The organism is Delftia sp. Cs1-4, assembly GCF_000214395.1.
Taxonomy (GTDB): domain Bacteria; phylum Pseudomonadota; class Gammaproteobacteria; order Burkholderiales; family Burkholderiaceae_C; genus Comamonas; species Comamonas acidovorans.
In genome coordinates, this window is record NC_015563.1 from 2,000,935 (window position 1) to 2,020,140 (window position 19,206).

Genomic DNA, 19,206 nt, shown 5'->3' on the forward strand with positions numbered 1-19,206 from the left:
GGCGTCCGTGCGCGGGCGTTCAGGCGGCCAGCAGCGCGTGACGAAGCGCCGGGGCGCCGACGAACAGCTGCCGCAGGGCCGAGAGATCGCCCGAGGCCAGCGCCGCGCACGCGGCTGCGACCTCCGGCTCGAGATCCGGCGTTCCCGGTTCGCACGGCACGATGCTGGCGAGCACCATGTCGTCGCCGGCCAAGAATGCCACCTCGCCGTCGCCGGCGTCATGCGAGACCTGCAGAACGGGACGTGGCCCGACGGCCACCTGCAGGCGCACCAGTTGCACCGCCGCGGCCAGTGTCTTGGTCAGCACGACCCGCTCCAGGTCCCCGACGTCATGGCTGTAGAAGTGGACCAGGTAGTGGCTCGGCTGCACCGCGGTCAACGTGTCCAGCGGCAGGACGGGGAGGGGCGGCGCGCCGTGTGGAACCGTCGCGGCCGGCGTTTCTGTATCCACTTGCTGGCAGCGTTCCAGGTGGTCCAGCTTGAGCAGCAGTGCGTCGGCATGCGCGCGGTGCTCGAGCGACAACTGGGTGCGCATCGCGAGGATCTCCTGCGTCATCAGGCGCAGTTCCTGCACGATGGCACGTTCCGCGCGGCGCTCGATGGCGCACAGGATTTCAGTGATGTTGGGCATGTGAGGGCCTTTCAAAAAAATGCGAAGGGGCCGCGACCTGCGAACGGGTACGGCGGAAGAAGGTGCGGACGAGGCCGCAGAGCGTGGGGGGCCGAGCCGAGGAGGGCGCGGCAACTGGAGCCGGCAGTGCCGGCGGGAGAACGGCGCCGAGGCGGCGCTGGGAGATGGCAGCGGTGCGCTGCGCCAGGCGGGTAACGACCGCAACGCCCGAGAAGCTCGGGAACGCACGCAGCGTGCGCGGGCACAGGCCCGACAAGCAGCCCCAGCATGCCATCGGCCCCGCCTGCCGGCCAGGGGGCCACGCAGCGCGCCGGTGGAAATGACGCGCGGGCGCCGTTGATTCAGCGTGGCGGACCACGGGTCCGGGACGGCGACTGCATGCCCGTCCCCGGCGCCGTGACGCGGCACAGGCTGCGAAGCGCGGCCACCGCCTTGAACGCGCGGTCCGTCGGGGCGCGGCGCCTTCGCGCTGACTGGCTTGGCGCGCCCGGGGCAGGCAACCTCCAGCCTCGGTCCTCGGGCCCAACACCCGCCACGCGGCTCACGCGGTGGCGGAGACGCCGCTTCCTCGCCGCCGCATTGAACTTGCCGCGGCGACTTGATCAGCCGGCCTGCTGCACGGCTTCAGCGGCGGCGCTGTCCGCGCAGCGTTGCGGGCCGCGCACAGGGATCGGTCGAAGCATCCAAGGATCGGTTGCCCTATCATTTCGGGACGAACAGCTCGGAGCCTGGACATGACAATCTCTGACATCCCTGGCGACTTGCCGCGCGAGCTGTTGCTGCGGCTGCAGCAGCGCTTGCTGCAGGAAGTGCGCGACGCGGCGGAAAGCCGCATCTCGGACGTGCGGCGCGGCGCGGAGTCCCCCGCCGTGGCCTCGGAGCTGTTCGACAAGTTCGGATGGGGCATGACCACCGCCGCCCGCGTCATCGGGCTCGAAACGGGCGCGCTGCAACAGGAGATCGACGTCCTGGCGCGCCGCATCGACCCGGATTTCGAGAGCCATCGCAACGCGCGCTGGAACGCCCGCCCGGCCGCGTTTTCCTTCGAGGGCCGTTAGCGTCCCGATGGCGCGCCGCCGCGGCTGCCGATCCCGGGCCCACGCTTGCCGTCAGTCCCCGGCGATCTGGTCAGGCCTCGATGGCGGATTCATCGGGCATGCCACGGCCGTCGCCGCCGATGCGCTGAGCACGGCACGACCGCTGCGTGGAGACGGTGTCGGCAGTGAACGCCACGCGCTCCGATGCAAGGAACGCGACCGGCGCGCGTCGCGCGGACCCTTCAGTTCAGATGCTGGTGCACGAGGCGTCGGAATTCCGGCCGGAGCGTGCCGTCGGGATCGATTGACAGCGCGTCCCGTCGCCCGTTGATCCAACGAAGCTCCGCGCGCGGGCCGTCGAGCGCCAGCACGGCGCCGTCGAATACGCGCAACGAAGGCGTGCTCTCGTTGAGGGGGTGGAGCACCGTCACCCAGTTCGGCTCGATCCAGAGCCAGCGGCGCTCCTCGCGAGGCATGTCCGGATGCACCAGACCGATCTCGGCGAGACTGCCGTGAACGGCATCGAGCAGCAGAAACACGGTGAACTGGACGGGCATGGACGCGGCTGGCATGGGAGCAGGGCTGCGTCATTGTCTCCGACGGGCAGCCTGCACCGGCGCTGCGGCCCGCGGCGCGAGAAGGGGCGCTTGTCGAAACGTTCGCCGTGCATGCGCGGCCTATCGGCGCCCCGGCCCGCTATCGGTCTTCGAGCATCTGCCGGAATTCCTCCTTGGTGGTCATCAGCCGCAGGAACAGAAAGCTGCCCGCATAAGCGGCCGCCGCCGAACCAAGCAGCGCCCAATGGGACACGCCCGGCAGCCAGCGGTCGAACACGGACGGTATCTCGAGCAGCCGGAGCAGCCACGGAGGAACCAGTGCCACGCTGGCCGCCCGCAAGGCAAGGTGCCCCAGCATGCACAGCGCCGTCCAGATCGTTGAGAGCGCCTTCATGTGTCCAGTCCCCCCTTGCTCACCACACGCCGCGCGGGCGCGGCATGCGCATCGTAGTGTTCCCGGCTGGTGCTCACAAGCTCGTCAGCGCCGTGATCTTCAACGGGCTGGCGGACGCAGCCGGCCCGAACCGCGTGCTGGATCGGGACATGGAGGGCGTCGGCCCGGACGCGGGCACGCGTGTTGCACTCGCATGCCCGCGGCGCGGGAGCCCGACGCGCGGCCATGAGGGAATCACGCGCCTGCGGCGCCATCGGGCGTCCCCGCTTCGGCGACGCGCGCGTCCGCACCGAAGTCCAGGCCGCCGATCAGGTAGTGCCGTCCTGTGGCCAGCGCCCGCACCTCGATCGAGTGGGGCGTGTGGACGCGGGCCACCTCGCATTCGCCCAGCCGCTGCGTTGCGACGAGGTCGCCGGTGCTCAAGGCACCCTCCCGGGCCAGCCGGATCAGCCGCAGGGTGCCTGGCGGCACGGATTCGCTTTGCGGCGGCTCGCTGTACGAGCCCCGAAAGCGTCTGCGGCAGATGTGCCGGGCCGATTCCCGTGTCTGGCCATCGACAGTCTCGCCGTAGGACTTCGCATAGCCCTCGAGCAGCTCGTCGAGCATGGACTCGGTGCGCAGTTCGGCGCATGCGTCGAGCCGTTCGATGGCCACCTTGGCCCACAATGGCAGGTACTGGTAGGGGGTGGGGCCCATTTCAGCACTCCTGGCGGGGCGAAGGCTCCACGGTGGAAGCGCTGCCAGGACGGGCCGGCGGCCGGCAGGCGTGCGGGATCGCAAAGCCTGCGGGTTCGGACGGGCTGCCGCAGGGGGGCTGGCCCCCGTCGTGGATGGCGCGCGGAGGATGCGCCTTCATCTCATGCAGGTAGCGCGGCCCCTTTCCGGCGGGCTGCGCGCGCATGGCCCGCCGCCATGCAACCGCAGGACTATGGCGTTCGATTCGTGCAGGACCCGGGCGCGCAGCCCCGTCTTGCCGTGTGGAGGATGGTCCGCCGCCTCGACGAGGAGGCAGGCAGGTTCGCTCCAGTCGTGATCTGCACAACCTGCCGGAAAGGCGGCAACTGAAAAGCCGGTAACCTGTTGTCCCGCAATGGAAAAAGTACAATTTCGTCACGATCAATGTAGATCATCAAGAGGTGCGCGAGTGAAGCTGGGAAGCAAATTGCTGGTGTCCTTGGGAAAACGCTCCGGCAACGTGGTTCAGCGTCGCGAACTCGCGGAAATCGCGAGCGCGTCGCACCTGAGCGAAGCCATCGGCCGCCTGGTGGAGGCCGGTCGGTTGGTACGGCTGGGCGCAGGCTTCTATGCCAAGGCGCGGCCGGACAACGAAGGCAAGGGCCGACCGTTGGCCGGTCCGGTCGATCTCGTGCGTGAAGTGTTCGAGAAACTCGGCGTTCCCCTGCGCACGGTGAGTCTGGTGACCGAGGACGGCCATCTCGTGCTGCTGGTCGATCCGGGAGGGCAGCGCATCGCGCGCAAGCTCGACATCGCGGGGACACCGGTACGGTACGTGAAGGGCACGGCGCGGCGCAGGGCGGCGGATGATGTCATGCCTCTGGATCCGGACGCGTTGCCGACCAAGGGCGTGAGCCGCTTCGTCGAGCGCTTCGCGCGCGCCCACGGCATCGCGCACCTGCGCACGGGCCTCGACGACTATGCGGAGGCGGTGACCCGGACCGCAGGCGATGATGTGGTGCTCGATGCCACCGGCAAGTTGCTGGCCGCCTTGAAAAAGAAGGACCTCATCAACGGCCGGCAACTCGCCCGCTTGATGACCAACCACATGCGGGAGGTGAAACATGTTCGATCCGTTCGGCGACTTCGAAAGCGCGGGTTATCTGCGCAACATTGAGCGACTCAAGGATCCCGAGGAGGTCAAGGTCCAAGAGCATCTGTTCTTCGAGGCGAACATCGAGCAAGCGCTGAACTACCTCGCGGGGATCCGGGGACGCATCGGCTACGCCAACTTCCTGCAGGTACATCGCATCCTCTTCGCGGAGTTTTATCCTTGGGCAGGCCATGACCGGCACGCGCTCGGCGTAGGCCGCCTGGTCGGCAAGGGCGAGCGGCTGCAGTTCGAAGCGTCCGAGCTCTGTCAGCGGGCAGTGGAGTGGGGCCTGGGCATGGGCAACGATCGCACGACGATGCGCGTGCGCCCGGGCGCGGTGATGGGCGCGTTCGCCTGGGCCCATCCCTTCCTCGATTGCAATGGTCGGACGATGCTCCTGGTCCATTCCGAGCTGTGCCACCGGGCCGGCATTTCCATCGACTGGCCGGTCACCCGCAAGGCTGACTATCTGCAGGTGCTGACCCAGGAACTGCTCAGGCCCCAGGATCAGCCCCTGGACGCGTACCTGCGCCCGTTCGTGGCGGCGGCCACCGACGGCGGCACGCTGCTGGAGCAGCTGGTGGCCTTGCCAGGCCTGGACGGCCGCGGCGGGGGCGCCGGCCCCGCGATGGACGTGGCGTATGCGGCGGACGACCCGCAAGCCAACGCGGGATACCTGGACATGAAGCGTTCGCGCGGAGAGCCCGAGCGACCGCGGCAGGGTGAGCCGACGGCGGGAAGTCCTTGAGGAAGGACAGGTGCTCGCGCGATATATCGCGAGGATCTCCTGCGTCATCGGGCGCAGTTCCAGCACGGCGGCGCGATCGGCGCGGCGCTCGAGGGCGCACAGGACTTCGGCAATGTTGTGCAGGGGAAGGCTCTTCTCCTTTGAGAGGAAGCGGGCGGCGACTCCGGCGCAAGTCCGTTGCCCGGCGGCTCGGAGATCCGACCCGCGGTGATGTCGAGCCGCAGGGCACGCCGTCAGGAGCGCGGCGGGAGCCTCCCGGCGCAAGAAGGGTGATCCGGTCCGCAGGGTTGCGAGGCTTGGTGCCCTGGGAACGGGGCAGGGACCGCCGCGGGCCGGTGCGTGTCTGGTGACTACGTGGACCGGTGAATGCCGGCGAACTGGCGCGTCGGTCAGTGGTTCGCCGGCGAAGCGGTCCAGCGCAGGAGCGGAGCAATGTCGGTGCCCGGCTGCTTGTTGACGAGAGCGATGTCGTGCCCGTTGGCCTCGGGCGGAAGCTCATTGTGAGCTGTGGCAGGGGCCGCCGCCGCGGCTGATGCGCCTGTTCGCGACGTCGGTGACGCCGCCGTGCGGGTGCCAGGGTCGTGGCGATAGCGGGCGGGGGTTTCTCCGAGGGCGGCAGTGAAGGCTTCGATGAAGCTGGTCGGGTTGGCCCATCCGCAGGCCGCCGCCGTGTCGGTGACCTTGTGTCCGGCGGCGAGAAGGGTCAGTGCGTGGTGGAGGCGCAGCTGGGTGCGCCATTGCCGGAAGCTCATGCCGAGTTCGTCGCGAAAGAGACGGGTCAGGGTTCGCTGGCTGGCGCCGACGCGGGTGCCGAGCTCGGTCAGCCTGGCGTTGTTGCCGGGGTCGCCATGCAGGATGCGATTGAGCGCGCGAAGCCGCGTGTCGCGTGGGTCGGCCAGGTGCAGCGGCTCCTCGGAGGCGGGCACGAGCTCGTCGACGATGACGGCTTGCAACCGGGTGCGCGCCGCCTGCGACCGGGGCGTGTCGGTGCCATTGGTCAGGGCAAGCATGGCCTCTCGGACCAAGGCTGAGGCAGCGAACACCGCCGGGCGGTCCGGGAGGTGAGCGGCGAGGCTGGCCGGCAGGAACGCAACACGCATGTCGGTGCAGCCATAGGCGCGGTGGTGGTGTTCGAAGCCGCCGGGCGTCCATGCCAGCCGGGTCGCGGGAGCGATCCATGTGCCTTCCCGGGTCACGATCGACAGCACGCCGCTGGCGGGGTAGACGAGATGGCCCTGCCGATGCCGGTGGAGCGGGACCTGGTCGCCGTGCAGGAGCGGCAGGCTTCCCATCTCCAGCATCCCATCGATGCTTTGGCTAGTTTCCGGCATGAATTGGCATTCTACCGGTGGCAGGTCGCGACGGGATGGATGACATTCGTTCGCATGACCATTGCCGCCACCGAAGCCAACCTTCCCGCACCGTTCTCGCCTGCGCTACGCCGATCGATCGGCGTGGTGATGATCGGCGCAACGCTGTCGTTCCTCGACACGACGATCGTCAACGTCGCCCTGCGCACGCTCTCGGTCGACCTGCACGCCGGATTGGGGACGGTGCAGTGGGTGGTGACCGCGTACCTCCTCGCGCTCGCGGCGGTCATCCCCGTGACCGGCTGGGCGGCCCGTCGGTTCGGCGCCGCGCGGATGTATGTCGCTGCGCTCGCGGTGTTCACCGTGGGCTCCGTGCTGTGCGCGTGCTCGCAGAGCGTGGAGATGCTGATCTTCTCGCGGGCAGTGCAAGGCATCGGTGGCGGGGCGATCATGCCGGTCGGCACCATCATCTGGACCGCGCAAGCCTCCAAGGCGCAGATGGGGCGGGTGATGGGCCTGATCGCGGTGCCGATCATCCTCGCCCCGACGCTCGGACCCACGATCGGCGGTTTGCTCATTCAGTACATCGATTGGCAGGCGATCTTCTGGCTCAACGTCCCCTTCGGGGTCGCCGGTGTCGTGCTCGCTCTGCGGCTTCTGGCCAGGGAAAAGGGGGGCGACGCGGGACCGCTGGATGTGACCGGCCTGATCCTGGCCTCCGCCGGGGTCGTGGGTATCACCTACGGCCTGGCCGAGGTCGGCGCTGCGGCCGGGCTGGACACGGCTACCGTCGTTTCGCTACTGGTCGGGCTGGTCGCCCTGGCCGGCTTCGTCGGGCATGCCCTGCGGGCGAAGCGGCCGCTGCTCGATCTCGGGCTGTACGCCAGCCCGGCGTTCACCGCCGCGTCGATCGCCACATTCGCACTCGGCGCCGCGAACTACGGCGGGATGATCCTCATGCCGCTGTACTTCCAGACCGTGCGCGGCGAGGACGTGATCCTCGCCGGGCTCCTGGTCGCACCGACCGGGCTGGGCGCACTGCTCGCGGCGCCGTTCATCGACCGCTGCGGCGCCGGAATCACTGCCTTCACGGGGGCCGTCATCCTGGCGGTCTCGACCATCCCGTTCGTGTTCCTGACCGCCACCACACCCTACACCCTGCTGTGCCTCCTCATGGTCATCAGAGGCGTCGGATTCGGCCTGTCGATCATCCCGGCAATGACCGCAGCCTACCAGGCCCTGCCGCCGGACAAGATCCCCGACGCCACGCCGCAGCTCAATGTCCTGCAGCGCGTGGGCGGCGCGATCGGCACCACCGTTCTCACCGTCATCCTCGTTGACCAGCTTCGCCAGCACCCCACGCCCGCCGGGCAGGCCAGCGGATTCGGAACCACGTTCCTCTGGGTGCTCGCGATCACGATCGCCGCCACGGTGCCCTCCATCCTGCTGGCCCGCACTGAATACCAGGCCCGGCGCCGCGTCGACGCGTCCAGGCGCCAGGAGGCCGCCCGAACAGGAGACTGATCGCTGGATCGGCCTCGTGGGCGCAGTTAGGGTCCTGTCTTCGAGGGGCCGTCCCCTTGACGCCTCGGTCGGAGCGGGCAGAAAATGCTGCATTGCAGCATGACCAACCTGGCAGATCTTCAGCGAACCAGCCTCCAAGACCTGGCGGCCGAGATCACCCATGCCAGGAGACAGGAGGCCCTCGGGCGGTTGGCACTCCTTTGCTACTGCCAGGTGCGCCCCTGGGCCCGTCGCGCGCAGGAGGATGAACTCGCTGCCAGGGCCTGGATGCTGTCCACGCGGGCCGCTCCGACCAGCCGCACCGCGTTCCTGCGCACGATCGATGCGTTGATCGCCGAACTCGAAGGGGCGTGCGAACGTGCCGGGTTGCGCGGCGAAGCATTGGCGCTGAGGCAGGCCCGCGGCGCCTGACCCGATCCCGCCCTGCCACGGTGCGTTCTTCGTGGCATCGACCGCGGGCCATGCGAACGCTCGGCGCCGCACGCGCTCGTGCCGTTGGGGAAGGAAGCGCGCGGCCTCAGGAAGTTGGCGGCGCCGAACGATCCGGGCGCGAACGCCGAGAGCGCGGCGAACAGCAGCCCGTACGTCGCGGCCCGATCGCCTTCGGGCCCGGGCGGGCGCTGCCCATCACTGGTCGATCTTGATGTTCCGGGCCTTGATGATCCGGCCCCAGTAGGCACTGTCGTCCCGCACCATCTTGCGCATCTGGTCCGGCTCCCCGGCGATCAGGTGCATGTCGGGAATCGCGGCCAGCCGCGCCTTGAATTCGGGCCCGGCCTTGACCTCTGCGATCGCCTTGGCGAGCCGCTCCACGACGGGCTTGGGCGTGTCCGCTGGCGCCACGATCCCGTTCCAGTAGGTCACGCCGATGTCGTAGCCCAGCTCCTTGAACGTCGGCACGTTGGGCATGTCGGCAATGCGCTGGTCCGAGGAGATCGCCAGCACTTTCAACCTGCCGACCTTGTAGTGGTCCAGGACGCTGGCCACGATCCCGGAGAAGCCGGGGAGATTGCCCGCCAGCAGATCCTGCACCGCGGGCGCTTCACCGCGATAAACGATGGGCTCCACGGTGAACGAGGCCTTCATGCCCAGGTCCTCGGCCATCAGATGGGTCGTGCCGCCCACGCTCGAAACGCCCACGGGCGCAGCCCTGCCGCTGCGCTTGATCTCGTCGACCCATTCGGCCAGTGTGTTGGCCTTGGCATTGGCCGGCACCGCGATCACATGGTGGCCCTTCGAGATGACCGCCAGCGGCTGGAAATTCTCGGGCCGATAGGGCAACTGCTTGTAGAGGATGGGGTTCAGCGCCATCGCTGCGGACAGCGCCCAGCCGATCGTGTAGCCGTCGGCAGGGGCCGTGGCCACCGCCACGTTGCCGATCACGAAGTTGCCGCCGGGCTTGTTCTCCACCACGATGGGGACCTTCAGCACCTTTTGCAGGCTGTCCGCCATGGCGCGCGCCTGCACGTCGGTGGCCCCGCCCGCGGCGATCGGCACGATGATCCTGATCGGCCTGTTCGGGTAGCCCTCCTGGGCCGTGGCGGGCAAGGCAGCCGCAGCGATGGCGGACAGAAGAATGGACCGGCGATTCAGCTTCATGATGTCTCCAATGGATGGGCAGGCGTGCCCTTTTCTATGCACATGGGATGGCTCCCGACGATTCGTTTCCAAGGGGTGGCTTCCGCCGATCCGGCATCGCAACCAGCGGGGGTTGCGTTCCAGGCGTGGGTGCGCGCACCCTCCTGCGCGTCAGCGGACGCCCCAGGGCGATGATCCCGGCCGGCCCGCTGGCCACGGCCGTGCCGAACTCGGCGCTCGCGTTCGCCATGGGGGCCATGCCGGATGTCATCGCAAGTCCCTGCGCAGGATCTTTCCGCTCGCCGTCTTCGGAAGTTCGGCGAGGACTTCGACGATGCGGGGGTACTTGTAGGCTGCAAGTCGTTCCTTGCAGTAGCGGATCAATTCTTCCTGCTCGAGCGTGAAGCCCGGCTTCAGGCTCACGACCGCCTTCACGGTTTCGCCGCGGTATGGGTCCTGCGCCCCGACCACCGCCGCCGTCGACGGCCTGCTGGCCTATGCACTCAGGTTTGCAGGCGACGGCGGCAGGACCGCCAGCAGCGGTTGCTGGGACCTGATCGCCCAGGCGCGACATTGCCTGCGCGAGATGGAGCATCCAGGCGGGCGGGGCGATGGCCCGCCGGGCACCTTCGCCGATGGCGTAGGGACGCGTGCGCATGCGCTGCAGGCGCTGCTCGGCGATGGCCTGACCCTCGGCGAATGCATCCGCGCGTTCGCGGTGTCCGACGACGACCCGTACGTCGCGGCTGCCCGCACGGCGGTGCAGGCGGACGACGACGTGGAGATTGACGACTGGACGGCCACGTCGGTCGGCGAGGGGGGCGCCTGGGTGCTGGCCTGGCTCTGGGTCAGCGATGCCCAGGCCGGGGTGCTCTCGCACAGCGAGATGCTGGAGGACGTGTGGCGGCGCGCGGGCGACCTGCTCACCGGCGCGCACGGGCTCGATGACGGCACGGCATGGTTGAGGAACAACCAGGTGCTCTGGCTCGAGGAGGTGCTGGGGAACTTCGCCGACGAGATCGACGGCATCGAGTCCGCACGGCCGGCGTCCGAGCCCGGCGCCATCGTGTGGCGTGATGAACGAGGGCACGACCTGCGGTTCGCGCCGTCGGAGGCCGTGTCGCAGCTGCTGGTCCTGGCGCGGCGGGCGGGCCTGAGGCCTCCGCTCGCCGAGCACTGTCAGCGGTTCTGCGCGCAGTATGGCGGCATCCTGGATGCGATGCTGGCCGCGCTGCGGACGGGGTGACCCGTCTCGGGAATGCGGAACAGGGCGCGGCGCCACAGCCGCGCCCCTGCGGGCCGTCCGCGTCAGCCAGCCAGGATGCTTCCGGCCGCAGCGGTGGCCTCCTCGTGTCCGGCGCGGCCGAGCTCGGGGAGTGAAAGGCCTTCGTCGCCGTCCACATACAGCGGCCCGCCGAAGTCGCTGTCGTAGAACTGGCCGTCATGCGTGCCACCATCGTGGCGCGCGGTCAGCGTGGACGCGGTCAGGTCCTCCCCGCGCGCGAGGGCCACATACTGCCAGGTCCAGGCGCGCACCGCGTCGCCCTGGTCGAGCGAGCGCCGCGCTGCGGCGCGCAGCCAGCCGGAGCCGGCCCAGGCGGCCATTCGATCCTCGGCCCAGGCATCGCCTTGCGCCGCGAGCGCTTCGACTGCCTGGCGCGAGCCCGCTTCGGCCGCCCGGCGGAGCCAGAGATTGCGCGCTTGCGGCGATCCGACCGAGCGCGCCATCTGCAGCGCGTCGACCTCGCCCGCCAGGCGCTCGGCCAGCTCGATGAACTCCGGGCGCTCGAATGCCGCGCCGTACTCCAGCGCCGCGGCGCGCACGCCGCCTTCGGCGGCCGTCCTCAGGTGCTTCTCATAGCGGCGGTAGCGGGGCGCGAGCCGAAGGTAGTCCTCGACCCAGCCTCTTTCAGCCGCCGTGAGCACCCGGCCCTTGAGCGATTCCTCGTACAGATAGGGGTTGGGCTTGGCGCAGCGATGAATGGCTGCCAGCGCATGGTGCGCGCGGGCATCCTGGGCGGCGGCACGCTCCAGGCTGTCGAGCAGGAGCGGCGAGGACAGGACGCGCTCCTGCGAGAGGACATGGGCGGGCTCGGAGCCCGCATCCGCGTTGCGTCGGCCACCGTCCTCCTCTTCGTCTTCTTCGTCTTCGTCTTCGTCCTCCAAGAATCCACGCCCGATCCGCTCGTCGCCCCCCGACGGAGGGGAACGCATCAGGTGGGCAAGTGCGTCCCAGCGGACAGCGCCCATCTGTCGCCGGGTGGCCAGATCGATGAGCGCACCGGTCAGGGCGTCGGCGGCCGATTGGGCATGCCCCAACTGGCGGGCGCGGCCGCACACGCGCGCCAGGGCCCCGTCGGGCATCACGCCGACGCCGGCGTCGGCCAGGAGCGAGTCGGCGAGGAAGGCGGCCCAGCTCCGGCTGCCGAGGGCGGCGGCGAGCAGCTCGTAGACATGGCTGCGCGGGAGGGTGCGGCCCGTTCGGGCCTGGAGGGTGAGGTGCGCATCGTGCGCGAGTGCTTTCAAGGTCATGCTTCTTCCTTCGGTCCACCTCGCCGGATCGGGTCGGATGCACGCGTTTGAGTCCCCGACGGCGAGGCCTGTGGAAGGGAGAGGATGACGCTTGGAAAAATGCCTGTTTCTACTCGCGTGCAGGTACGGCGGGCGCCTTGCAGCCGATTGTATCGGCGGGGCGGCCCGGACCGTGCCGCGCCCCGCGCCGGGCCCCGACGGTGGTGCGCTGCGCTTGATGCGCGCGCGGCGCGCGGGAGACTGGCCAGGCAAAAAAGGAGCCCGCCGACCATGTCATCCATCCTGAGCTTCCCGGAGCGCGGCCCGTGGGGCGATGCGAGCTACCGGGGCAACTGCTCCGGCCATGTCTACCGCGTCCTGTTCGAGATGCTGCGGCCCCGCAGCTTCTGCGACCCGATGGTGGGCAGCGGCACCTCGGTTGAGGTCGCGCGCGAACTGGGCATCGTCGCCCACGGCCTGGACCTGCACCAGGGCTTCAATGCGCTACGGCACTCGATCCTCGCCGCCATCGGCGGCGAGCCGGTGGACGTCTGCATCTCGCACGTTCCCTACGGCCCCATGATCGTGTACTCCGGTGAGGTCTGGGGGACGCAGGCGCATCCGGACGACCTCAGCCGCTGCGAAAGCGACGAGGAGTTCCACGAGATGCTGCAGGTGGTGCTGCTCAACCAGCGTGCGGCGACCCGCCCCGGGGGCCACTACGGCACCATCGTCGGAGATCGTCGGCAAGGCGGCCGCTATGTCTCCTACCAGGCCGAGGCCCTTGCGCGCATGCCCGCGGACGAACTGGCTGCCGTACTGGTGAAGGCACAGCACAACGTGCGCAGCGACGCCCGGGTCTACCGCCATATGGCATTGCCGCGCATCACACACGAATACGTGCTGCTCTGGCGCCGCCGCGAGACGAGGGTGTTCGAGGTGCTTCGAGGCCTCGCGACCGGCGCGCACCAGCGGCTGCGCTCGACCTGGCGCGCGATCATCCACCTGTGCCTCATGGAACTGGGCGGCCAGGCCGACCTGGCCACGATCTACGAGGCCGTGCGCGGTGCCGCGGCGAACCGCTGCGAGTCGAACCCGCATTGGCAGGCGAAGGTGCGCCAGGTGCTCAATCGTTCGGAGCAATGGTTCGAATCGCCAGGCCGGGGTGTCTGGCGGCTCAAGGCCGCTTGAGGCATGGTCTTCGCAGGCCTCGATGTGCGGCCCTCCGTACGTGGGTGGATCGAAAGGACGCCCTCCGGTCGCGGGGCGTGCGGCCCGGGGAACTATCCCCAGAGTTCAGTGTCGTTGGGCACTTCTTCCGTCATGAGCGGCAACATGTCTCTTGGCGGCGGCTGTCCGACGGCGGCATCGGCATCGTGACGATCCTGCACGAACGGATCCACCAGATCGACCGCTTTCGCGAAGATTTGGGCCTGGATCATCCCGGCTCGGACTTGTCTCGCTGGTCGTCTGCTGGCATTGCCGCCCGGCCATCCATCGTTCTTGCCGGCGTGGCCTGGGAAGCACAGTGCTCGTCGACCGTGCACAAACCATGTCCATCCGCGACTTGATCCGGGCAGCACGCGCGGAAAACTGGATGGGCGGCATATCCGTGCCGCGCCATCGGACCGGAACATGGGCTACCTCAATCCCCTCTTCAAACTTCCTGCAGCGCAGGGCCTGCTGGCACTCGGTGCGCCGGAGAAGGCCGCGCTGGGCCGCCTGATGTCGGACCTGCGCCGCCAAGCCAACGACGAGGCCGAGCGGGCCTGGGGGCGGCGCAAAGGGCCCATGGCCTGCTACTGGCGCGCGGTCTCAACCTATGCCCGCCACATCGCCCATGTGCTGCGCAGGCCCCGGCATCGGCGCTGCAGCCCCCATGCGTATGCCGCAATGGCATTCCACACGGCCCAGGGCACCGCCATGACCGCGCAGGATTTCATCGACATCTTCGAGGACCTGTCGGCCACCGGCCTCACCGGGTCGCTGGACGAAGCCCTCACGGTGCTTGCGGAATGGCTGGCCCAGCGGCGCGCGAACCTGTCGGACGAGGATTTCACTGCGCTCACCGCCGCGGGAGGCGCCATGTACGAAGGCGCGCTGCGACAACGGGTGGCGGCCGCGACGGTCTTGCCGGTCCGCTGAGCGGTACGTCGCGCTCGGAGCAGCGAGCCAAACCCCGGCTTTGCTTGGGGGTTCGGCCTTCGCGATGGCCCGGTGCCGGGCTCGGGTGAGCGGCAGGAACTTATCCGCGTCCTGCTCGACCAAGACATCGTCCCTCGGTCTGGCGGGTGCGCAGTTTCGTCGAAGCCCCGTTGCCCGACCATCCTTCTGCGCTTCTCGCGTCACCGCCGTGAGGGTGCGGGCTTTGAAGTTCGGCTTCAGCATCGCTGGGTGGGTGTGGCAGGCATCGAACCATCCTCATCATTCGGAAGTCGGTGCTGGGCCTATTTTTGAAGGCATTTTCAAACGGCTCTGCCGCGCGCGGGATCCGTCGCGGGAGATGGCGAGACTATGATCTTTTCACCGAAAGAAAGGGCGCGAAGATGGCGAACACGGCTGGTCCGGATGGCTTGACGCAGGAGCAGAAGCACCTGTGGCTGGATGAGCTTCGGCGCGAGGTGCGCAGCGCGGCGGACGGACGTGTCTCCGACGTTCGGCGAGGCGGCGAATCACCGGCGGTTTCCGCCGCGCTGTTCGACAAGTTCGGTCGCGGCATCTGCACGGCCGCCCATGTCCTGGGCCTGGACACCGGCGCCTTGCAGCGCGAGGTTGATGCGCTGTCGCGCGAGATTGATCCGGACTTCGATGCCAACCGGCAGGCGCGCTGGGCAGCGCGGCCGGCGGCGTTCTCCTTCGAACGCGCCTAGATGAATGAGCGGCTCAGGGCGGATGCCGTGAACGCCGCTGCATTCGAGGCGTTCCTGCGGAAAGAGGGCTATCGCCAGTTGCGGCGGATCGGCGGCGTGTTCTGCGGCGTTCGCCGCTTCAACTTCACCTTCGGCATCGTGGTCGGCCTCGCTTGGGAGGGCTACGAGCGCCGCTATTGCTACGAGTACGAGCAGGACGCCCTTGCGGAGCTCGGCGTGTGGGATGGCGAGGCACATCCCTGCGGCCCTTGGATCAAGTGCAAGGGCGCCGGCATCGATCTGCTCAATCCCGAGCTGCGGGTCTGAGGGGCGAGCGCCACCGCAGTAGCGGCTGCATCGAGCGAGCGGCCGGCACGTGGCGCCCGGCTGCTTGGGCCCTTGATGGCGCAGGGCGAGGCGATAGCCTGAAAGCAAACAGGAGCCTCGCCATGCCACCCGACCTTCTCGATCTCTCCCCGCGCGACACGCCAGCCAGGCGCGCGCCCTGGCCGGACTTTGCGCCGCGCAGTCAGATGCCTTCGCCCGCCACGCCCGCGCCCCATGCGCTCCCCTGCGATCCCTCGGCCCGGGCGGCGCATGCGCTCCGGGGCGCGGATGTGTACGACCTGCCGGCCCCCGCGCAGGCGTCCATGCGCTGTCGCCTGTGCACGTGCATCCTCGGCGGGGAGGACGACGACGACGCGTCGCTGGCATTGTGCGGTTCCTGCAAGCGCCGGCCCGAGGCCCGTCGCCTGGGGCTGGGCCGGCTCGCCGCCTCGCCACCCGCTGCGCCAGCGGTCCACTCCACACGCCCGCCATCGGCGTCCGCGCGGGAGTTCACCGAGGCCGAGCGCGCCCTGATCCGCAAGGTGCACGGCTTCATGCCGGCCCAGCAACTGCTGGCGCTGCTCAACGAACGGCTCGCGTGCGACCTCGGCCCCGATGCCGCGCCCTACGACATGGAGCAGCTGCATGCGCAGATCGGCACGTTCACGGCGCCGCCGCCGTCGGGCGGCCACGGCTGGGCGGCCCAGCGCAAGCTGATCGTCCAGGCGCGCAGGTCGGGATTGCTGGCCGCCGTCACGCAACAGGTCATCGACGACTTCGCCGTGGTCTTCTCCCTCAATCCCAAGCAGGTACTTTGCCTGCGCGACACGCTGCTGCAGCCGGAGGACGAGCAATGAACCGGCCCGCCACCCCGCACGCCGTCATCCGGCGCGATGACATGCTGACCGCGCACCTGGACCTGGGCGGCGCGCCCATCGACCTGGCCGAATACGCCACCACGGGCCTGCTGGCCGTGGCGGTCGGCCCGCGCGGCATGGGCAAGACCAACGCCGGCCTGCTCATGGCCGAGCAGTTGGCGGCCCAGGGCTGGGTCAGCGTGCTGATCGACCCGGAAAGCGAAATGGAGTCGCTCTACGGTTCGGCGGTGCGCGACGCGGAGCATCTGACTGCGCTGCTGCAAAGCCGCGAGCAGCCCATCGTCGTCGTTTGCGCGCGCGATGCCACCGAGTTCTTGCCCTATGGCCGGGCGATCCTCGACGCAGCCGATCGCATCCGCAAGCCGCTGTTCGTGGTGGTGGATGAAGGCCAGCTCTTCAGCACTTCCAAGAAGTGCGCCGAGGACGCGGGCGAAGCCGTCCACATCATCAACGAGTTCGCCGGCCGGGGCCGCAAGCGTGCGCTCGACCTGTTCATCACCGCCTTGCGGTACACCGGCACCCTGCACCGCACGCTCTTCGCGAACAAGAACCTGACCTTGATCGGGTGCCAGGAGGATGCGACGGCCTGGGCGGCGCTGGCGCCGCAGTTCCGCGCGTCGCGCATCGAGTTCACGGACCTCAACGCGCTGGCGCCCGGCGAATTCTTCTGCTGCTCGCGGCGTGGCGTCGAGAAAGTGCGCATGCCGATGGCGCAGGCGCTGGCCAGGGTGGCACCCAGGGCCCAGCCGGTGCGCCGGACCTTGCCGTCCACGTTCAGCCAGTGGGACCGCGCCATGCGGGGCGTCCCGACGGCACGGCTGCGCGCCCTGACCGACCCGGTGGTGGGTCTGCTGGGCGCGATCGCCGGGCTGTCCACCCAGCAGATGCTTGCGGGCGCCGCCGCGCTGCAGGACGAGCTGGAGACGCGGTGATGGAACCGCTCGACATCGCCGCGCGTGCCCACAGCGGTACGCGCGAGGACCCGGGCTGGGCGGACTTCGTGCTCGCGCACGGCTGGCGCGCGGCCGCGCACAACCTGGCCGCCGTGCTGGAGGTCGCGCCCGAAGCCATCGAGTTCGCGCGTCGCACGGGTGCCTGCGCACGGCTGGAACGGCCGCTCGGCTTCGCCGAGTTGTTCGCGCTGCGGCACGGCCGCCCGCCGGTGGAGCAGGAGTGGCCCTCGCCGCGCAGGGCGGGGCAGGGGGCCTACGAGTGGCAGGCGCCGGAGGTGGCGCTGCTGGCCGGGCTCGTGGGCCAGCTCGGAACCGAGGAGATTGCACAGGTGCTCACGGCGCGCCTGCGCGAGCGCACGGGCGATGCCACCGCCGAGCGCACGGCCGTGGCCGTGCAGGTACGCGTCAACCTGATCGGCCTGCAGTCGGGCGACGTGCTGGGCGGCATCACGACGACCGAGGCCGGGCGCGAAGCCGGATCGACGGCGCTGATCCACCAGGCCATCCGCAGCGGCGCGCTCGCGGCCCACAAGGTCGGGCGCCGACTCGTGATCCCGCATGCGGCCTGGTCCGCCTGGAAGGCGCAGCGCGCCGCGCCACCCGAGGGCTTCGTGCGTCTGGCCTCCCTGCGCGAGCCCCTGGGCATCCGCAGCGACAAGCTTTCCGAGTTCGCGCGCATGGGCCATGTGCCCACGGCCCTGCGCTGCAACCCCTTCGGCGTGCCGGGGCCGTCCACGCAGTTCGGTACCTGGTACATCGCGGCCGACACGGCGCGCCAGCTCGTCGCGGACCGCCGCGCGGGCCGGCCCATGCCCTGGCACGGCAAGCCCCTGGCCGACAACCTGCGCGCGACCTGGCGACGCTGGCAGCAGCGGCGCCACCCCGAGGACTGCGCGACCTGCCGGGACATCTGGGGCGCGCAAGGGGCGCCGAAGGACTTCGATGATTTCGCGGCGCGCTACCCGGGCCTGGCCCAGGGCGCCAAACGCCACCTGACGCGGCCCTGGACGCCCGGGAGCACGGTGGCGGAGGTGGCCATGGCGGCCTGTTGTCCGCAGAGCAACGTGCGCCGCGCCATCGCAAACGGCGTGCTGGCCGCCGCGACCTGGAACGGCATGCTCTACGTGACCCGCACCGACGCCACGCGGTGGATCGCACGCCACTGCCCCAGCGGCGATGGCGAGCGATCCTGGATCGCGCTGGAGACGGCCTGCCGCCAGTATCTGTTCACGCGGCGCGAGTTGCGCCAGCACATCGAGGCAGGCGCCTTGACCTGCAAGCGCGGCACGCAGGGCGCGATGCGCGGCAGGGACTACGTGCTGCGCCAGCAGTGCGCGCAGTTGCGTGACCGGCTGGGGTTCGGCGAGGAAGAGGCCGCCCGGCGCGTGGGCGTGTCCATCGAGCGCCTGCGCGTGCTGCTCGACGGGCTCACGTGGCGCACGGCCGAGGGCATCCCGCTGGCGACGGTGCAGGCGGCCATCAAGCGGCGGGAATCCCAGGAAGGCCACACGCTGGAGGAAGCGGCGGCACTGCTGGACGTGCCGCTGGCCTGGGTGAAAGCGCGCAAGCGCGACGGCACCGTCCGCGTCGCGCAGGCGCGCTGGGACCGGCGCCGCCAGTACCTCACCGGGCCGATGATCGAGCGCCTGCGCGAAGCGCTGCGGCATCCCGCGCCGGCGCGCGAGCCGCCGCCGCCGGCCGATTGGCTGAGCCTGGGCGCCGCCGCGCGCGAGGCCGGGGTCAGCACGACCACGATCCAGCATTGGGCCAATGCGGGGGAACTGGCGTACCGCGGCGCGCGGGGCCAGCGGCGCTACCACCGCGAGGCCGTGCGTGCGCGGGCCCGCCGCCACTGGGCCGGTTGCCGGTTCCATCGCGCCCAGCGGCCGGCATGGCTCGACGGCGCGCAGGACGCGTCGCCAATGCCCTGACTTGCGGCAGTCCCTGACACCCCGTCGGGGCGGTCCGGTGCGCAAGCGCGCAGGCCACGGCCCTACCGGACCGCGCCGCATGCGGGGTTGATGCGCCGGTTTTGCCTTCGATCCTGTCTCCGACGCCTCGCGATTGCGAGCGCGAAGGAG

At 69.8% G+C, this 19,206-nt stretch carries 22 protein-coding genes; 13 read left to right on the forward strand and 9 right to left on the reverse strand.

The window, feature by feature from the left end:
* Nucleotides 1–19 precede the first annotated feature (19 nt).
* On the reverse strand, nt 20–631 hold the full coding sequence (locus DELCS14_RS08895; RefSeq protein WP_013801337.1) for a hypothetical protein: 612 nt from the start codon (nt 629–631) through the stop codon (nt 20–22).
* A 734-nt stretch (nt 632–1,365) separates the two neighbouring features.
* Here DELCS14_RS08895 and DELCS14_RS08900 point away from each other — a divergent pair.
* Nucleotides 1,366–1,689 (forward strand): hypothetical protein, encoded by a 324-nt coding sequence (locus DELCS14_RS08900; protein WP_013801338.1) that lies wholly within the window; start codon nt 1,366–1,368, stop codon nt 1,687–1,689.
* 221 nt (nt 1,690–1,910) lie between these two features.
* Here the strand turns inward: DELCS14_RS08900 and DELCS14_RS08905 are convergent, their stop codons facing one another.
* From DELCS14_RS08905 to DELCS14_RS08915, 3 genes are all read right to left on the reverse strand, one after another.
* On the reverse strand, nt 1,911–2,225 hold the full coding sequence (locus DELCS14_RS08905) for a hypothetical protein (protein WP_013801339.1): 315 nt from the start codon (nt 2,223–2,225) through the stop codon (nt 1,911–1,913).
* A 139-nt stretch (nt 2,226–2,364) separates the two neighbouring features.
* On the reverse strand, nt 2,365–2,619 hold the full coding sequence (locus tag DELCS14_RS08910) for a hypothetical protein (RefSeq protein WP_013801340.1): 255 nt from the start codon (nt 2,617–2,619) through the stop codon (nt 2,365–2,367).
* Nucleotides 2,620–2,853: 234 nt separating this feature from the next.
* Nucleotides 2,854–3,315 carry a hypothetical protein gene (locus DELCS14_RS08915; protein ID WP_013801341.1) on the reverse strand — a complete coding sequence of 154 codons (462 nt, stop codon included), beginning with the start codon at nt 3,313–3,315 and terminating at the stop codon, nt 2,854–2,856.
* Between the two features lie 448 nt (nt 3,316–3,763).
* On the opposite strand from DELCS14_RS08915, the gene DELCS14_RS08925 reads away from it, so the two are divergent.
* Nucleotides 3,764–4,471, forward strand: a complete 708-nt coding sequence (locus DELCS14_RS08925) for a type IV toxin-antitoxin system AbiEi family antitoxin domain-containing protein (protein ID WP_013801342.1) — start codon at nt 3,764–3,766, stop codon at nt 4,469–4,471.
* Complete coding sequence (locus DELCS14_RS08930) at nt 4,419–5,195, forward strand: Fic family protein (RefSeq protein WP_013801343.1); 777 nt, start codon at nt 4,419–4,421, stop codon at nt 5,193–5,195. The genes DELCS14_RS08925 and DELCS14_RS08930 overlap by 53 nt, the downstream gene beginning before the upstream one ends.
* 389 nt (nt 5,196–5,584) lie before the next feature.
* Here DELCS14_RS08930 and DELCS14_RS08935 read toward each other — a convergent pair whose 3' ends face one another.
* Nucleotides 5,585–6,526, reverse strand: a complete 942-nt coding sequence (locus DELCS14_RS08935) for a helix-turn-helix transcriptional regulator (RefSeq protein WP_013801344.1) — start codon at nt 6,524–6,526, stop codon at nt 5,585–5,587.
* 54 nt (nt 6,527–6,580) lie between these two features.
* Between DELCS14_RS08935 and DELCS14_RS08940 the strand changes: the two genes are divergently transcribed.
* Both DELCS14_RS08940 and DELCS14_RS08945 read left to right on the forward strand, forming a co-directional pair.
* A complete protein-coding gene (locus DELCS14_RS08940) occupies nt 6,581–8,029 on the forward strand; it encodes an MDR family MFS transporter (protein WP_013801345.1) in 1,449 nt (482 codons plus the stop codon).
* 99 nt (nt 8,030–8,128) lie between these two features.
* Nucleotides 8,129–8,440 carry a hypothetical protein gene (locus DELCS14_RS08945; protein WP_157158250.1) on the forward strand — a complete coding sequence of 104 codons (312 nt, stop codon included), beginning with the start codon at nt 8,129–8,131 and terminating at the stop codon, nt 8,438–8,440.
* 216 nt (nt 8,441–8,656) lie between these two features.
* On the opposite strand, the gene DELCS14_RS08950 is transcribed toward DELCS14_RS08945, so the two are convergent.
* Together DELCS14_RS08950 and DELCS14_RS29790 are read right to left on the reverse strand one after the other, a co-directional pair.
* A complete protein-coding gene (locus DELCS14_RS08950) occupies nt 8,657–9,628 on the reverse strand; it encodes a tripartite tricarboxylate transporter substrate binding protein (protein ID WP_013801347.1) in 972 nt (323 codons plus the stop codon).
* A 246-nt stretch (nt 9,629–9,874) separates the two neighbouring features.
* Nucleotides 9,875–10,030, reverse strand: a complete 156-nt coding sequence (locus DELCS14_RS29790; protein WP_267234576.1) for a hypothetical protein — start codon at nt 10,028–10,030, stop codon at nt 9,875–9,877.
* Between DELCS14_RS29790 and DELCS14_RS08955 the strand changes: the two genes are divergently transcribed.
* Nucleotides 10,008–10,853, forward strand: coding sequence for a hypothetical protein (locus DELCS14_RS08955; RefSeq protein WP_043795871.1), 846 nt, complete (start codon nt 10,008–10,010; stop codon nt 10,851–10,853). The genes DELCS14_RS29790 and DELCS14_RS08955 overlap by 23 nt on opposite strands.
* A 62-nt stretch (nt 10,854–10,915) precedes the next feature.
* Here the strand turns inward: DELCS14_RS08955 and DELCS14_RS08960 are convergent, their stop codons facing one another.
* Entirely contained in the window at nt 10,916–12,139 is a 1,224-nt protein-coding gene (locus DELCS14_RS08960; RefSeq protein ID WP_013801348.1) for a hypothetical protein, read from the reverse strand.
* A 270-nt stretch (nt 12,140–12,409) separates the two neighbouring features.
* On the opposite strand from DELCS14_RS08960, the gene DELCS14_RS08965 reads away from it, so the two are divergent.
* Nucleotides 12,410–13,309, forward strand: coding sequence for a hypothetical protein (locus tag DELCS14_RS08965; protein WP_013801349.1), 900 nt, complete (start codon nt 12,410–12,412; stop codon nt 13,307–13,309).
* Nucleotides 13,310–13,401: 92 nt separating this feature from the next.
* Here the strand turns inward: DELCS14_RS08965 and DELCS14_RS30420 are convergent, their stop codons facing one another.
* Nucleotides 13,402–13,560: a hypothetical protein gene (locus tag DELCS14_RS30420; RefSeq protein ID WP_157158251.1), complete on the reverse strand. Its 159-nt coding sequence runs from the start codon at nt 13,558–13,560 to the stop codon at nt 13,402–13,404.
* Nucleotides 13,561–13,753: 193 nt separating this feature from the next.
* Here DELCS14_RS30420 and DELCS14_RS31075 point away from each other — a divergent pair, with 193 nt between their 5' ends.
* The 6 genes from DELCS14_RS31075 (at nt 13,754) to DELCS14_RS08995 (ending at nt 19,056) form a co-directional block, all read left to right on the forward strand.
* A complete protein-coding gene (locus DELCS14_RS31075) occupies nt 13,754–14,263 on the forward strand; it encodes a hypothetical protein (protein ID WP_013801351.1) in 510 nt (169 codons plus the stop codon).
* Between the two features lie 401 nt (nt 14,264–14,664).
* Nucleotides 14,665–14,988, forward strand: coding sequence for a hypothetical protein (locus DELCS14_RS08975; protein WP_013801352.1), 324 nt, complete (start codon nt 14,665–14,667; stop codon nt 14,986–14,988).
* The gene (locus DELCS14_RS08980) at nt 14,989–15,294 is read left to right on the forward strand and encodes a hypothetical protein (protein WP_013801353.1); all 306 of its coding nucleotides are present in this window, start codon (nt 14,989–14,991) and stop codon (nt 15,292–15,294) included.
* A gap of 122 nt (nt 15,295–15,416) precedes the next feature.
* The gene (locus DELCS14_RS08985; RefSeq protein ID WP_013801354.1) at nt 15,417–16,151 is read left to right on the forward strand and encodes a hypothetical protein; all 735 of its coding nucleotides are present in this window, start codon (nt 15,417–15,419) and stop codon (nt 16,149–16,151) included.
* Complete coding sequence (locus DELCS14_RS08990; RefSeq protein ID WP_013801355.1) at nt 16,148–17,104, forward strand: hypothetical protein; 957 nt, start codon at nt 16,148–16,150, stop codon at nt 17,102–17,104. The genes DELCS14_RS08985 and DELCS14_RS08990 overlap by 4 nt, the downstream gene beginning before the upstream one ends.
* Nucleotides 17,104–19,056: a helix-turn-helix domain-containing protein gene (locus DELCS14_RS08995; protein WP_013801356.1), complete on the forward strand. Its 1,953-nt coding sequence runs from the start codon at nt 17,104–17,106 to the stop codon at nt 19,054–19,056. Before DELCS14_RS08990 ends, DELCS14_RS08995 begins: the two co-directional genes overlap by 1 nt.
* Nucleotides 19,057–19,206: the final 150 nt, after the last annotated feature.